This is a genomic window from Aeromonas enterica (assembly GCF_054052465.1).
In genome coordinates this window covers 151,179-165,053 of the sequence record NZ_JBSTYL010000005.1, presented here as the reverse complement: position 1 = coordinate 165,053, position 13,875 = coordinate 151,179, and the positions used below count along the sequence as shown (strand labels likewise).

At 60.7% G+C, this 13,875-nt stretch carries 14 protein-coding genes; 6 read left to right on the top strand and 8 right to left on the bottom strand.

The features are described from left to right. Positions 1-50 precede the first annotated feature (50 nt). The 5 genes from ACW5XD_RS08130 to pspA form a co-directional block, all read right to left on the bottom strand. On the bottom strand, positions 51-1,109 hold the full coding sequence (locus tag ACW5XD_RS08130; RefSeq protein ID WP_456494444.1) for a YcjF family protein: 1,059 nt from the start codon (positions 1,107-1,109) through the stop codon (positions 51-53). Between the two features lie 69 nt (positions 1,110-1,178). Beyond that, positions 1,179-2,585, bottom strand: coding sequence for a YcjX family protein (locus ACW5XD_RS08125; protein WP_456494443.1), 1,407 nt, complete (start codon positions 2,583-2,585; stop codon positions 1,179-1,181). A gap of 115 nt (positions 2,586-2,700) precedes the next feature. Beyond that, positions 2,701-3,105: an envelope stress response membrane protein PspC gene (gene pspC / locus ACW5XD_RS08120; RefSeq protein WP_456494442.1), complete on the bottom strand. Its 405-nt coding sequence runs from the start codon at positions 3,103-3,105 to the stop codon at positions 2,701-2,703. Further along, the gene (pspB, locus tag ACW5XD_RS08115) at positions 3,102-3,338 is read right to left on the bottom strand and encodes an envelope stress response membrane protein PspB (RefSeq protein ID WP_042872204.1); all 237 of its coding nucleotides are present in this window, start codon (positions 3,336-3,338) and stop codon (positions 3,102-3,104) included. Before pspB ends, pspC begins: the two co-directional genes overlap by 4 nt. A gap of 3 nt (positions 3,339-3,341) precedes the next feature. Further along, positions 3,342-4,013, bottom strand: a complete 672-nt coding sequence (pspA, locus tag ACW5XD_RS08110; RefSeq protein ID WP_456494441.1) for a phage shock protein PspA — start codon at positions 4,011-4,013, stop codon at positions 3,342-3,344. A 195-nt stretch (positions 4,014-4,208) separates the two neighbouring features. Here pspA and pspF point away from each other — a divergent pair, with 195 nt between their 5' ends. The 6 genes from pspF to ACW5XD_RS08080 all read left to right on the top strand — a co-directional run bounded on the left by pspF (position 4,209) and on the right by ACW5XD_RS08080 (position 10,656). Next, a complete protein-coding gene (pspF, locus tag ACW5XD_RS08105; RefSeq protein ID WP_456494440.1) occupies positions 4,209-5,240 on the top strand; it encodes a phage shock protein operon transcriptional activator in 1,032 nt (343 codons plus the stop codon). Between the two features lie 90 nt (positions 5,241-5,330). After that, positions 5,331-6,926 (top strand): ABC transporter substrate-binding protein SapA, encoded by a 1,596-nt coding sequence (gene sapA / locus ACW5XD_RS08100; RefSeq protein WP_456494526.1) that lies wholly within the window; start codon positions 5,331-5,333, stop codon positions 6,924-6,926. A gap of 2 nt (positions 6,927-6,928) precedes the next feature. Then, on the top strand, positions 6,929-7,888 hold the full coding sequence (locus ACW5XD_RS08095) for an ABC transporter permease (protein ID WP_456494439.1): 960 nt from the start codon (positions 6,929-6,931) through the stop codon (positions 7,886-7,888). Positions 7,889-7,923: 35 nt separating this feature from the next. Further along, positions 7,924-8,817 carry an ABC transporter permease subunit gene (locus ACW5XD_RS08090; RefSeq protein WP_456494438.1) on the top strand — a complete coding sequence of 298 codons (894 nt, stop codon included), beginning with the start codon at positions 7,924-7,926 and terminating at the stop codon, positions 8,815-8,817. After that, positions 8,817-9,815 (top strand): peptide ABC transporter ATP-binding protein, encoded by a 999-nt coding sequence (locus ACW5XD_RS08085; RefSeq protein WP_456494437.1) that lies wholly within the window; start codon positions 8,817-8,819, stop codon positions 9,813-9,815. Before ACW5XD_RS08090 ends, ACW5XD_RS08085 begins: the two co-directional genes overlap by 1 nt. A 55-nt stretch (positions 9,816-9,870) precedes the next feature. Further along, complete coding sequence (locus tag ACW5XD_RS08080; protein WP_456494436.1) at positions 9,871-10,656, top strand: peptide ABC transporter ATP-binding protein; 786 nt, start codon at positions 9,871-9,873, stop codon at positions 10,654-10,656. Positions 10,657-10,813: 157 nt separating this feature from the next. Here the strand turns inward: ACW5XD_RS08080 and miaE are convergent, their stop codons facing one another. The 3 genes from miaE to ACW5XD_RS08065 form a co-directional block, all read right to left on the bottom strand. Continuing rightward, positions 10,814-11,572, bottom strand: a complete 759-nt coding sequence (miaE, locus tag ACW5XD_RS08075) for a tRNA isopentenyl-2-thiomethyl-A-37 hydroxylase MiaE (RefSeq protein ID WP_456494435.1) — start codon at positions 11,570-11,572, stop codon at positions 10,814-10,816. A 200-nt stretch (positions 11,573-11,772) separates the two neighbouring features. After that, a complete protein-coding gene (gene purF / locus ACW5XD_RS08070) occupies positions 11,773-13,293 on the bottom strand; it encodes an amidophosphoribosyltransferase (protein WP_456494434.1) in 1,521 nt (506 codons plus the stop codon). Positions 13,294-13,314: 21 nt separating this feature from the next. Next, positions 13,315-13,803 carry a CvpA family protein gene (locus ACW5XD_RS08065; RefSeq protein WP_042869859.1) on the bottom strand — a complete coding sequence of 163 codons (489 nt, stop codon included), beginning with the start codon at positions 13,801-13,803 and terminating at the stop codon, positions 13,315-13,317. Between the last annotated feature and the right edge of the window lie 72 nt (positions 13,804-13,875).

Here is a 13,875-nt window from a genome sequence, read left to right as displayed (position 1 = left end):
GTCGGCTGCACTTGATAATTGTAAACAATTTGTGACAACTCATTATGCTGTTACAGACCGTTGCCTCGGGACTTGTTGAGATACCCCGCCAGCTGGCCGATGAGCCGCTTGCGCAGCTCCCCGAGCCTGGGTTTCTCGTCAGCGCACCAGGGCAGCGGGCGGCACGCTTCTATGGTGCGCAAACCCAGACGGGCGGTGAGCAGACCCGCCCCCACCCCTTGCGCGGCGCGGGCGGAGAGCTTGGCGGTAAGCTCGGCCCCCAGCAAGTCCATCCCCACCTCGGTCACCAGCTCGGTGGCGCCAGCGTAGAGCATGTTGCGAAACACCTGACGAATGAGGCGGATGCGGCTCCAGTAACCGAGCTCGATGGCATAGACATCGGCGATGTCCTCTATCATGCGCAGGTTGCGCCACAGCATCAGCATCATGTCGACAGTAGCAAGGGGGCTCAGGGCCACCAGCATCGCAGCCTCTCCCGACCATTTGGCCACCCGCGCCTGGGCCAGCTTGTCTCGCTCGGCCAGCACCAGCTGGCTGTAGAGCGTCAGCACCTCCCGATCGCTGTGACTCTCGTCGAGCTGACTCAGCCAGCGTTGGTAACCCTCACGCCCCTTGTCGCCGCTCTTCTCGGCAAGCGCCTCGCAAAAAACCTGCCCCTGCCCGACCCCCTGACGGGCCAGCAGATCGTCGGCACGCGAGCGCACATCCTGGCGCCGCTTGAGGGTGCACAGCCGCAGCCACTCACGCCCCACCACGCCCGAAGTGCCCACGGCCACCAGGCCGGAGGCCAGCAACCAGGCGCTGCCCCAGAGCGGGGTAGTGAGAAACTGGTCATAGAGAAAGACGCCATATTGCCCCAACGAGAGCAGACCAACCGCCCCCAGCCCCCAGCCAAGCAGTCGATGTCGACGGCGCGGCTTGATGGTGAGGGCAGGCTCCACCTCGGTGAACTCATCAAGCTCGTCGAGGCGCTCGAAGCTCTCCTCTTCCAGTCGCTGGGCGGAGGCGGGTGGTCGCTCATCGCTTGCCACCGTCAACGCAGGTTCGAGGATCACCTTGCCCTGCAACGGCGCCGGGTCGGCCACCGTCGGTTTTGTCTGATCGTTCATCTGTTTGCTTGTTCCTCCACGCGGCCGTGCAGCCCTGCCTTAGCTATCAGCATTGCCACACAGCCTGGGTTATTCGAGGTGGTCCCCGAGCAGAAACTCCAGCGCGGCGTCGAGCCGGATATGGGGCAACGCCTGATGGGCACTCATGGGCAAGGGGCGAAACGCCTGAAAATCGAACCCCTGGTTGTTCCACCACTGAGCAGGCGGGATATGTTCAGGCACCTCTCCCGGGAAGAGCAAGAGCGGCTCGCCGGTGAGACTGGTGCCGCGAATGGCGGGGAACTCACGGCCATTGGCCACCCCCTTGCCCACCTCGGTCGCCTTGATGGCGGCGAGCGCCAGACACTCTGTGGTGATCCCCTCAAAGCGCGCCTGCCCGCGGCCACTGCGTACCAGATGCTGGAGCAAAGAGACCAGGGGCCCATGCTGCTCGGGGGTGACATGATCGGCCTTGCTCGCCACAAACAGCAGCTTGTCGATGCGCGGCGAGAAGAGTCGCCGCCACCAGTTGCTCTTGCCGTAGGCAAAGCTCTCCATGATACGGGCGATGGCCTGCTGCATGTCGCCAAAACTGGCGACGCCGGCGTTGAGGGGTTGCAGGCAGTCCACCAGCACTATCTGGCGATCAAACCCCGCAAAGTGCTGCTTGTAAAAGCCCTGCACCAGATGCTGCTTGTACTGCTCGAAGCGTTGTTTGAGGGTAGCGTAGAGGGTGCCATCGGCGGGCTCGCCAACGGGACTATCCCACACCCAGGGGACGAACTGCAGCAGGGGGGCACCGGCATACTCCCCCGGCAATACGAAACGGCCGGGCTGGATCAGGTGCAATCCCAACTCTTGTTTGCAGGCATGCAGATAGTCGGTGTAGCGTTCAGCCAGCTCGGCGACCGGGCGCTCTTCGAAAGCCTGTTCAGCCTGCCAGCGTGGCTCAAGCCAGCCGGCGGCGAGTGCCTGCAGCTCGGGGCGACGCAGCTGGTCGCGCACCTGCTCGCTCCACTGCTCGTAGCTGAGTTCCAGCAGCGGCAAGTCCAATAACCACTCCCCCGGGTAATCCACCAGATCCACGTAGAGGGTGGAGATCTCCCCCAGATGCTTGCGCAGTGGATGGCGAGTGCGATAGCGAATTTCGAGGCGCACTTCGGCCACCCCGCGGGTGGGCTCGGGCCAGGCGGGCGGATCGCCAAACAGGGCGTCGAGGCCGCGCTCGTAGGCAAACGTGGGAATATGGGCATTTTGCTGCGGCACCCGGCGGGCGCCGAGGATCCGTCCCTGACGCAGGGCATCCCACAACGGCAAGCGGCCATCGATGGCCGCATGCTCAAGCTGGTTGACCAGCGCAGTGATAAACGCCGTCTTGCCGCTGCGCGAGAGGCCGGTCACCGCCAGCCGCAGATGGCGATCCCGTACCCGGTTCACCACGTCTGTGGCCCTGTGCTGCAAGAGCGACCACTTTTGTTCCAGTGTGTTGCGTATCAAGGCTTGTTCAATCCCTCAATTCGATCGTCGGTTTCAGGTTTGTCTGCCAGCCATGTCGGGTCTTCGGATCCCGTTCAAGACAGGCCCCGCTCCATCGGCGAGGCAGGGCCATGAGTCACAGCTTGCTGAACTCCCGTTGTAGAGTGAACTCTTTGGAGGTCACCAGCTTCTCGATGCGCTGCAGTCTGGGCTCCAGGGTATCGAGCTCCTGCGCGATACGGCCCAGTGCCTGATGAGGGGTGACGCCAGCCTGCCAGCTGCGCGCCTTCATCCGCACCTCGCCAAACTCCTCCTCTTCGTTTCCATAAAGTGTGACTGGCCGCTTGTCGAGCAGAAACCAGGCAGCAATATAAGCGGTGAAGGTGATGAAACCGGCAAAAATGAGACCGCTGATGGCCAGCAACCGCACGATCCAGGTCTCCACGCCGAAGTAGTCGGCAAGGCCGGCGCAGACGCCCGCTATCTTGCCCCGCTGAGGGTCGCGATAGAGATTGCGTCCCTCCCGATTCGATGGACTCATACCTTGTTCCTCCAACCCGGGACTTCCGCGTCCAGAATGGATTCCAGTGCACCGACCCGTTCCTGCATCTTCTCGGCGCGCACCAGCAGCCCTTGCAACTGTTCCCGCTCGCTATCGGCCAGGCCGACCCCGATCCGGCCCTTGGCTCGGTAGTGCAACACCAGCCAGATGGGGGCCACCACCACCATGAAAACCACCATGGGGACCATCAATACGCCCAGCAGATCTTCCATCTGTTACTCCCCTTTACCTTCGCCCTGGCCCAGTTTCTGGCGCATTGCCTCGAGCTCTTTGCTTATCTGATCATCGACTTCAAGCTCGGCAAACTGCTGGGACAGAGCCTTGTCAGATTGACCCAAATCGGCGCGGGCCTCCATCTCGTCGATGCGACGCTCCATGCGCTCGAACTTGCTGACCACGGCCTGACTGTCACCACGGGCCACCTGGCTCTGCACGTTGAGACGACTGCTAGCCGCTTCGCTACGGATGGCCATCGCCTTTTGACGGCTGCGGGCATCTTCCAGTTTGGCTTCCAGCTGGCGTATTTCGTCACCCAGCTTGTCGATGCCGCTGTCCACCGCCTGCTGCTCGCGATAGAGCGTCTCGGCCAGCTCGGTCTGCTTCTTCTTCTCGATAAGGGCCGCGCGGGCCAGATCTTCACGGCCCTTGGCCAGCGCCAGTTCGGCCTTGCCCTGCCACTCGTCAACCCGCTCCTGATGGCGGTTGACCTGACGGCCAATCTCTTTCTGGCTGGCGAGGAAGCGGGCCAGATTGGAGCGCTCCTTCACCAGTTCGTCTTCCATCTCCTGGATGATCAGGCGCACCATCTTCTGGGGATCTTCTGCCTTGTCGAGCAGGGCCGTCAGGTTGGAATTGATGATATCGGCCAGACGGGAAAAAATACTCATGATAAAACTCCTGTGGTTGGCATGCGTTGTTTCTCCATTGACAATGGCAACTTGTGTGCCAATCTGGAACAGAATTTAACTTGTTGATTTATATGGGGCTCATGCATCGAGTTTCAAGACGTCCCGCACAAATGATGATAAGAATCACCAACTTTTGGTAAGATTGACCAGCTTTTACAACGGACAGGGATCACTATGACCACGGCCACAGAAAGCCTGTTGGGGGAATCCAACGCATTTCTCGAGATCATTGAGCAGGCCTCACGGCTCGCCCCGCTGCGCAAACCCGTGCTGATCATCGGCGAGCGCGGGACCGGCAAGGAGCTGATCGCCCATCGCCTACATTATCTCTCGGCGCGCTGGGATCAAAGCTTTGTCACCATCAACTGCGCCACCCTGAGCGAGAGCCTTTTGGAGACCGAGCTGTTTGGTCACGAGGCAGGATCCTTCACCGGCGCCGCCAAGCGCCATCAGGGCCGCTTCGAGCGTGCAGATGGCGGCACCCTCTTCCTTGACGAGCTGGCGACCACCAGCGCCCGGGTGCAGGAGAAGCTGCTGCGGGTTATCGAATACGGCGAGTTTGAGCGGGTGGGCGGGGCCAAGGCCCTCAAGGTGGATGTTCGGCTGGTGTGTGCCACCAACGAGGATCTGCCGGCACTGGCCGACAGAGGGGACTTTCGCCACGATCTGCTGGACAGGCTCGCCTTTGATGTCATTACCCTGCCTCCCTTGCGAGAGCGACGAGAAGATATATTGATGCTGGCGGAGCACTTCGCCCACGGCATGACCCGGGAACTGGGCTATCCACTGTTTGCCGGCTTTTCTCGCAAGGCGACCCAGTTGCTGCTCGATTACCCCTGGCCCGGCAACGTGCGGGAGCTGAAAAACGTGGTGGAGCGCAGCATCTACCGCCAAGGCAATCCCCAGTTGCCACTGTCCGAACTGGTGCTCAACCCGTTCGACTCCCCTTGGCGCCCCCGTCCCCGGGCAAGTCTGGTCACTACCGTCGATGAGCGCGCACAAGTGACGGTCCCTGAGCCTCCCGACCTGCCGCTGGATCTCAAAAACGCAGTGGCGGAATACGAGATTAATTTACTCAAGCAAGCCATGCAGCAATCCCAGTATAATCAGCGCAAAGCCGCCCAATTACTTACCCTGAGCTATCACCAGTTTCGCGGTATGCTGCGCAAATACCAGTTGCTGGACGGTGACAACGATGCGGATTAATTCCAAAGGAAGTCTGGTTCAAGCCGGCGCCTGCAACTCGCCAGCGTTCACGCTGGCACATTCGTATAAAAACATGGTTCTACAATGAGAATGCTCAAACCCTTGCTGCTTGGATTGCTGGTACTGGTTACCGGTTGTCAGAAACAAGACGACACGTCCAAGATGGGACTCATCTATTGTTCGGAAGGTTCGCCCCAAACGTTCAATCCCCAAGTATCCAACTCTGGGGTGACCCTGGATGCCAGCTCGCGCCCGCTCTACGATCGTCTGCTGGAGGTGAACCCCAACACGCTGGCACTGGAAGGGGGACTGGCCACCAGTTGGACCCTGAGCGAGGATGGCCTCTTTTACACCCTGACCCTGCGCAAGGGCGTCACCTTCCATCACACCCCCTGGTTCAACCCATCGCGCACCTTCAACGCCGATGACGTGCTGTTCACCTATCAGCGCCTGCTGGACAAGCAGCACCCCTATCACAACGTCTCCGGCGGAGAATATCCCTATTTCTACAGCCTGGGGCTGGATCAGCTGATCAAGCGGGTCTACAAGAAGGGACCGCTGCAGGTGGTGTTCGAGCTTAATCGGCCGGATGCCTCTTTCCTCGCCACCCTGGCCAGCGACTACGCCATCGTACTCTCCGCCGAATATGCCGATCAAATGCAAAAAGCCGGCACCCCGGCCCTGCTCGACAGCCGTCCCATCGGCACAGGGCCGTTCAGCTTCAAGGAGTATCGCCGCAACGAATACGTGCGCTACTTGCGCCATCCCGGTTACTGGGGCGGCGAAGCCAAGATCGAACAACTCATCTACGATATCACCCCCAAATCCTCCAAACGGCTCGCCAAGCTGCTGACCGGCGAGTGTGACGTGATGAGTACACCCTCCGCCAGCCAGCTGTCGGTGATCGACTCGGATCCGGATCTCAGCCTGTCGGTACAGTCCGGCATGAACGTCGCCTTCCTGGCCCTCAACACCCGCAAACCGCCGTTCAACAAGGTGCAGGTGCGTCAAGCCATCGCCAGTGCCATCAACATAGACAACCTGCTGCAGGCGGTCTATTTCGAGACGGGCCAGGCCGCCAACAGCCTGCTGCCGCCCCTCTCCTGGGGCTACAATCCCTCCCTGCCGATGCGCCAGCCTGACTTGAAGCGGGCGCGCCAGTTGCTCAAGGAGGCTGGGCTGGAGCAGGGGTTCGAGATGCAGGTACTGGTTCAGCCAGGCTCACGCCCCTACAACCCGGATGCCCTCAAGACCGCCCAGCTGATGCGAAGCGACTTGGCCAAGATTGGCATCAAGCTGAAAATCGTGCAGCAGGAGTGGCCCGTCATCGAGGCTCGTCTCGCCCGCGGCCAATATGACAGCCTGCTGTCAGGCTGGATTGCCGACAACGCCGATCCCGACAACTTTTTCCGCCAACTGCTGAGCTGCGCTGCCGTCGAGCGGGGCAACAACTACAGCCGCTGGTGCAGCCCGGCTTTCGATCAGCTACTGGACGATGCGGTCACCACGCCACAGCTGGCATTCCGGCTACGCAACTACTATTACGCCCAGACCCTGCTCAACGAACAGGTGCCGCTCATCCCGCTGGCCCATGCCCTACGCACCCAGGTCAGTCGCAGTGACATTCAGGGGCTCTCTCTGATGCCCTTTGGCGGCACCGTCTTCAATCAAGCCCACAGGGAGTAAGCATGTTTCTCTATATACTGCGTCGCATCAACCTGCTGCTCATTACCCTGCTGGCGCTGACCTTCGTCGCCTACCTGCTGGACTTTCGCCTCATCGGCCAGCAGGCCAGCTTCTGGAGCGGTTATCCCGATTTTCTGCGCCGCATCCTGGATGGGGATCTGGGGCTCTCCAGCGTCTCGGGTCTGCCGGTGCTGGACGAGATCCGCCACTACTTCCCCGCCACCCTGATCCTTTGTATGGCAGCCTTTGCCATCTCGCTGCTGGTGGGCATTCCGCTCGGCACCCTGGCGGCGCTCTATCAGGGCAAGCCGCTGGATCTCTCCATCATGACCGCCGGCCTCATCGGCTATGCGGTGCCGGTATTCTGGCTGGCACTGCTGGTCGTCATGTTCTTCTCGCTGGATCTGGGCTGGCTGCCCGCCTCGGGCCAGATCAGCCTGCTCTATGACGTGCCCGCCATCACCGGCATAGCTGTATTTGACGTGCTGATGAGCCACGAGCCCTGGCGCCAGGCGGCGCTGTACGATGCCCTGCGCCACCTGATCCTGCCCTCACTGGTGCTGGCGGTAGTGCCCACCACCGAGGTGATCCGCCACGTGCGCAGCTCGCTCATCGACGTGATGAAGCAGAACTACATCAAGGCGGCAGCCAGCCGTGGCCTCTCCCGCCGACAAATCGTCTGGCGCCATGGCCTCAAGAACGCCCTGCCACCGGTACTGCCGCTGCTCGGCCTGCAACTGGGCAGCGTGCTCACCTCCGCCATGATCACCGAGGTGGTGTTCGAGTGGCACGGGATCGGCCGCTGGCTGATCAACAGCATTGCCCTGCAGGATTACGCAGCCATCCGGGGCGCCACTCTGGTGGTCGCCGGCTTCGTCATCTTCATCAGCGTCAGCACCGAGCTGCTCACCACCCTCATCTATCCGGCACGGCGCAAAGAACTCTATGCAAAACAAGACTAAACGTGCTCATGGCATGACCTGGAGCCAGGAACCCTATGCAAGACAAGAATAACCTCTACCCCGAGCTCAAGATCCTCTCCCCGCTGGAGCAGACCTGGGCTTCCTATCGCCGCAATCCGCTGGCCATGGGCGGACTCTGGTGCTTCGTGATCCTGCTGCTCATCACCCTGTTCGGCCCGCTGGTGGTGCCCTACGGTATCGACGAGCAGCACAGCTCCCGGCTGCTGCTGGCCCCCTCCTGGGCCAACAGCGGCAACATCGACTACTTCCTCGGCACCGACGATCTGGGCCGCGACATCCTCTCCCGTCTGGTGGCGGGAGCGCGGCTCACCTTCGGCAACGCCCTGCTGGTGGTGATGATCGCCATGGTGGTCGGCACCGCCATCGGCATCCTGGGCGGCATGAGCAAGGGGCTCAAATCGAGCGTGCTGCACCACCTGCTCGATACCCTGCTCTCCATCCCCTCTCTGTTGCTGGCCATCATCATGGTCGCCATCCTGGGACCGGGCCTGTTCAATACCCTGATCGCCATCACGCTGGCACTGATCCCCCCCTTCATCCGGGCGACCTACAACGCGGTCCACACCGAAATGCAGAAGGAGTACATCATCGCCAGCCGCCTCGACGGTTCGCCACCGCTCAGGATAATGCGTCTGGCCATTTTGCCGAACATAGTGGAGACCCTGGTCGCCCAGACCACCCGCACCCTCTCCGCCGCCATTCTCGATATCTCGGCGGTGGGTTTTCTCGGCCTCGGCGCCCAGTCACCCCAACCGGAATGGGGCGCCATGCTGGCCGATTCGAGCGATCTTATCTATCTCGCCCCCTGGACAGTCACCCTGCCAGGCATGGCCATCCTGTTCAGCGTGCTGGTCACCAATTTAGTGGGTGAAGGCATTCGCGAAGCACTCAAAGAGGGGAATGATTAATGCCCTTGCTAGATATTCGCAACCTTACCATCGAAATCGACACGCCCCAGGGCAAGGTCAAGGCAGTGGACAGGGTGAGCCTGACCCTGACCGAGGGAGAGATCCGTGGCTTGGTGGGGGAATCGGGCTCCGGCAAGAGCCTGGTGGCCAAGGTGATCGTCGGCATCCAGAAAGACAACTGGACGGTGCGTGCCGACCGGATGCGCTTCAACGACATGGATCTGCTGACCATGGCCCCCAAGGAGCGACGCCGGATCATGGGTCGTGAGATCGCCATGATCTTCCAGGACCCCATCAACTGTCTGGATCCTTCCGAAGAGATAGGTACCCAGCTGGAAGAAGCGATCCCGACCGACTCGTTCGAGGGCCAGTTCTGGCAGCGCTTCCAGTGGCGCAAGAAGAAGGCCATTGCCCTGCTGCACCGGGTCGGCGTCAAGGATCACCGCAAGGTGATGCGGGCCTATCCCCACGAGCTGTCGGACGGCATGTGCCAGAAGGTGATGATCGCCATGGCCATTGCCAACAAGCCACGCCTGCTGGTGGCGGACGAGCCCACCAGCGCCATGGAGTCCACCACCCACTCCCAGATCCTGCGGCTGCTGGACAAGATGAACAAGCTGGGCAACACCACCATCCTCATCATCAGCAACGACATCGCGGCCATTGCCAATCTGACCGACACCATCAACGTGATGTACTGCGGCCAGATGGTGGAGGTGGGTACCCGGGAACAGATCCTGGAGACTCCCCACCACCCCTATACCGATGCCCTGCTCAAGTCCATTCCCGACTTTGACAAGCTGGTGCGTCACAAATCGCGGCTGGAAACCCTGCCCGGGGTGATACCGCCGCTGCAGCATCTGCCCATAGGTTGCCGGCTCGGCCCCCGCTGCCCCTACGCCCAGAAGCAGTGCGTACAGATGCCGCTGATGAGCAAGATCAAGGGCCATCAGTTCAGTTGCCACTTCCCGCTGAACATGGAAGAGCCAAAAAAATGAATCCAAGACCTTATCAGCCCGTGGCAGCATGCGCTGCCACCAAGGAGCCAGGACAGTGATCGAACCCTCCCTGCTGCAGGTCAGAGGCCTTAGCAAGACCTACCAGAACCGCACCGGCCTGTTTCGGCGCCGGGCGGTCGAAGCCATCAAGCCGCTCTCGTTTGACCTCGAGGTCGGCCAGACCTTGGCCATCGTCGGCGAAGCCGGCTCCGGCAAGAGCACCCTGGCGCGGATCCTGGCGGGCATGATAGAACCGACCGCCGGCGACATCGCCATCGAGGGTCAGCCCCTGGTACATGGCGACTACCAGACCCGCTGCAAGCTGCTGCGGATGATCTTCCAGGACCCCAACTCCTCTCTCAATCGCAAGATCCGGGTCGGCCAGATCCTGGAGACGCCGCTGCGGCTCAACACCGAGATGAGCGACGAGGAACGTCACGACAAGGTGGTACAGACCCTGCGCATGGTGGGCATGCTGCCGGATCACGCCCTTTTCTATCCGCAGATGCTCTCCGCCGGTCAGCAGCAGCGGGTGGCGCTGGCGCGGGCGCTCATTCTCAATCCCAAGATAGTAGTGGCCGACGAGGCACTCTCCACCCTGGATATCTCGGTACGCTCCCAGATCATCAACCTGCTGCTGGAGATGCAGGAGACCATGGGACTGAGCTATGTGCTGGTGGCCAACGATCTGGGGGTGGTGAGTCACATCAGTGACGAGGTGCTGGTGATGCACGAAGGGCGGGTGGTGGAGCGTGGCAAAACCCTCAAGGTGTTTGCCGACCCCCAGCACGAGGTGACTCGCCGCCTGATCCAAAACTACAACAACGAATACCGCCGCTGATCTCTTGGCCGGTACCAACCCTGGCGCCGGCCAATCCTCTTCGTCATCCGCTTGAAAAAACGTAAAAAAATCCCGGCTCAGGGGCCGGGAATTGCGCTCAAAAATGAATGCGTCGCTCGTAGTAGGAACATGGTCATGGTAGGCAGCGTTCTTCGCGTCAACAACTGTCAGATCTGACAGGCAGCCCGCTATGGAACCGGAATTGCGGATCCGGAGAGGAGATAAGCTCGGCTTCCAGCTTGCCAAAGAACGCCACCCGCTCGCTGATATCCTCCCCTGCATACTGCTCGGCCAAGCTCAGATAATCCTGATAGTGGCGCGCCTCGGAGCGCAGCAAAGAGACATAGAAGCGGCTCAGCTCTTCGTCCAGATGGGGCGCCAGCTTGGCAAACCGCTCGCAAGAGCGGGCCTCGATGTAGGCGCCGATGATCATCTTGTCAACAATGGTGGCCGGTTCATGGGTACGCACATGCTGCATCAACTGGCGGGCATAGCGGGAGGCCGTCACCGGCCCGTACTCGATGCCGCGGGCCTGCATGATCTCCAGCACCTGCTCGAAGTGATGCAGTTCCTCCTGGATGAGCCGCACCATGGGAAACAGCAGCGGATTGCGGGCCAGCTCCTCGAACACGGTACGGTCGGACTCCCCCATGCTGCGCTTGCCCAGGATCTCGGCCTTCTCCGGGATGGCATCCAGCTCCCGATAAAATTCCAGCTTGGGCAGCAGATGGCGCTTGCCCTTGGGCAGGCAGTAGCGCCGCACCAGGCTGTGGGCGGTGAGCGCAGCCTTGTTCTCGCAGTTGGCGTGATCGATGAGCAGGGTTGGCAAACGGGCCGGATCCCGCGCCATCGCCACCCACTCATCCGGGGTCTCGCACTGCAAAAACTGGCGCACGGGGGCTAGCAAGTCATCCATCTGAATTCTCGTCTGTTCTGGTTGATACGGCGGCGCGATTGGCGCGCGGCTGCCCATGCTAGCGGATCCCGCCGCCACTGCCCACACCCGGCGGTATAAGTGATTATTTTTAAAGCAGATAACAGCTCTACCCCGCCACCCGGATACGACAATGGGGGCCGGGGCCCCCATCTCATATCTGCCATATCAAGCGAAAACGTTTAACTGCCTTCGTTAAAAATTTCCAGGTTGCTGGTGCCTTCCTGCCACTCACGTACCGCCTTGTTGTCATCGCTGCGCAGGGCGTTCAGGTGGTCCAGATAGGATTGATCCACGTCGGAGGTGACATAGTGACCGTTGAACACCGAGGTCTCGAAATGGCGTAGCTCGGGGTTGATCTCCCGCACCGCCTCTTCCAGATCTTCCAGATCCTGGAAAATAAGGCCATCGGCACCGATAAGCGCACACACCTCTTCCACTTCACGGCCGTGGGCGATCAGCTCGTTGGCGGTGGGCATGTCGATGCCATAGACGTTGGGGAAGCGGATCTCGGGTGCCGCCGAGGCGAAGTAAACCTTGGCCGCCCCCGCTTCACGGGCCATCTGGATGATCTGCTCCGAGGTAGTGCCGCGCACTATGCTGTCATCCACCAACAACACCTTCTTGCCCTTGAATTCGGAGCTGATGGCGTTGAGCTTGCGACGCACCGACTTCTTGCGCTGGGTCTGGCCCGGCATGATGAAGGTACGACCTATGTAGCGGTTCTTCACGAAGCCCTGACGGTATGGCAGGTCGAGGGTGTGGGCTATCTCCAGTGCGACGTCACAAGAGGTCTCGGGGATGGGGATGACCACATCCACATCGAGATCTTCCCACTCCCGTGCAATCTTCTGGCCCAGCTTGCGACCCATGTTGAGGCGGGCGGCGTAGACGGAGACCTTGTCGATGCACGAATCGGGACGGGCGAAGTAGACGTATTCGAAGATGCAGGAGCTCATCTGCGGATTTTCCGCACACTGCTCGGAGAAGAGCTGGCCCTGCTCTGTGATGTAGATGGCTTCACCGGGGGCGACGTCACGCACCGTCTCGAAACCGATGGCGTCCAGCGCCACGCTCTCGGAGGCGAGCATGTACTCCACTTGGCCCTGCTCATCGGCCCGACGACCCAGGATCAGCGGACGAATGCCGTTGGGATCGCGAAAGCCGATGAGGCCGTGACCGATCACCAGCGAGACCACGGCATAGGCGCCGCGGATCTGCTGATGGGTCTTGCGCACCGCAGCGAAGATATCCTCCGGCCGCAGCGCCATCTTGTCGCAGAGATCCAGTTCGTGGGCCAGCACGTTCAGCAGCACTTCCGAATCGGAGGTGGTGTTGATGTGGCGACGGGCCACCTTGAACTGCTGCTCCTTGAGCTCCTTGGCGTTGGTGAGGTTGCCGTTGTGGGCCAGCACCATGCCGTAGGGGGAGTTCACGTAAAAAGGTTGGGCTTCAGCGGCACTTGAGCTGCCTGCGGTGGGATATCTGACATGACCTATGCCGATGTTCCCTTGCAGACGCTGCATGTGGCGCACTTCAAACACGTCCTTCACCAGGCCGTTGGCCTTGCGTTGCCGGAAGTTTCCACTGTCTATGGTCACGATCCCGGCGGCATCCTGTCCCCTGTGCTGCAACACCGTCAAGGCGTCGTAGAGGGCCTGATTGACGGGGGTGGTGCCAACTATACCGACAATACCACACATGTCTTTGCTACCTCGAAGTCACTATACCTGTTTAAGAAAACTGGACGAGTTCAGCATGAACCCGAAAAACCACTGGATCACCGGCTTGAACTCGGGAACCAGTTTGGACGCCACCCACCAGTCGCTCTGGGAGAGGCTGGTGAAGGTATCCATAAAAAACAGCAGGGCACTGACGATCAGTACCCCGCGAATGGCGCCGAAACAGATGCCGAGCACCCGATCCGTTCCTGACAGGCCGGTCTTTTCCACCAGCAGACCCACCACGTAGTTCACCACGCCGCCCAGGATCAGGGTCGCCACGAACAGGGCGGCGATAGCCAGGCCGTTGCGCACCAGAGGGTCGCTGAACGAGGTGAAGTAGATGGCGAGATCGGGATAGAAATGGCTGGCGATGAAGAAGGCGATAAACCAGGTGACGAGTGACATGGCTTCCTTGACGAAGCCGCGCACCAAGCTGATGAGGGCGGAGAAACCGACGATGCCGATGATGGCGTAATCAATCCAGACCATAGGAAAAAGTGTCCTGCGAAATTGCGGCGCAGTCTAACAAAAACGATTGCGCAATGCTTGATAAAAATGTGT

Bases quoted from the DNA above. Each gene is read 5' to 3' on its own strand.
- pspA (WP_456494441.1), bottom strand. From the start codon at position 4,013: ATGAGTATTTTTTCCCGTCTGGCCGATATCATCAATTCCAACCTGACG.
- ACW5XD_RS08130 (WP_456494444.1), bottom strand. From the start codon at position 1,109: ATGAACGATCAGACAAAACCGACGGTGGCCGACCCGGCGCCGTTGCAG.
- pspB (WP_042872204.1), bottom strand. From the start codon at position 3,338: ATGGAAGATCTGCTGGGCGTATTGATGGTCCCCATGGTGGTTTTCATG.
- sapA (WP_456494526.1), top strand. From the start codon at position 5,331: ATGCTCAAACCCTTGCTGCTTGGATTGCTGGTACTGGTTACCGGTTGT.
- ACW5XD_RS08095 (WP_456494439.1), top strand. From the start codon at position 6,929: ATGTTTCTCTATATACTGCGTCGCATCAACCTGCTGCTCATTACCCTG.
- pspC (WP_456494442.1), bottom strand. From the start codon at position 3,105: ATGAGTCCATCGAATCGGGAGGGACGCAATCTCTATCGCGACCCTCAG.
- miaE (WP_456494435.1), bottom strand. From the start codon at position 11,572: ATGGATGACTTGCTAGCCCCCGTGCGCCAGTTTTTGCAGTGCGAGACC.
- ACW5XD_RS08065 (WP_042869859.1), bottom strand. From the start codon at position 13,803: ATGGTCTGGATTGATTACGCCATCATCGGCATCGTCGGTTTCTCCGCC.
- ACW5XD_RS08085 (WP_456494437.1), top strand. From the start codon at position 8,817: ATGCCCTTGCTAGATATTCGCAACCTTACCATCGAAATCGACACGCCC.
- pspF (WP_456494440.1), top strand. From the start codon at position 4,209: ATGACCACGGCCACAGAAAGCCTGTTGGGGGAATCCAACGCATTTCTC.
- ACW5XD_RS08090 (WP_456494438.1), top strand. From the start codon at position 7,924: ATGCAAGACAAGAATAACCTCTACCCCGAGCTCAAGATCCTCTCCCCG.
- purF (WP_456494434.1), bottom strand. From the start codon at position 13,293: ATGTGTGGTATTGTCGGTATAGTTGGCACCACCCCCGTCAATCAGGCC.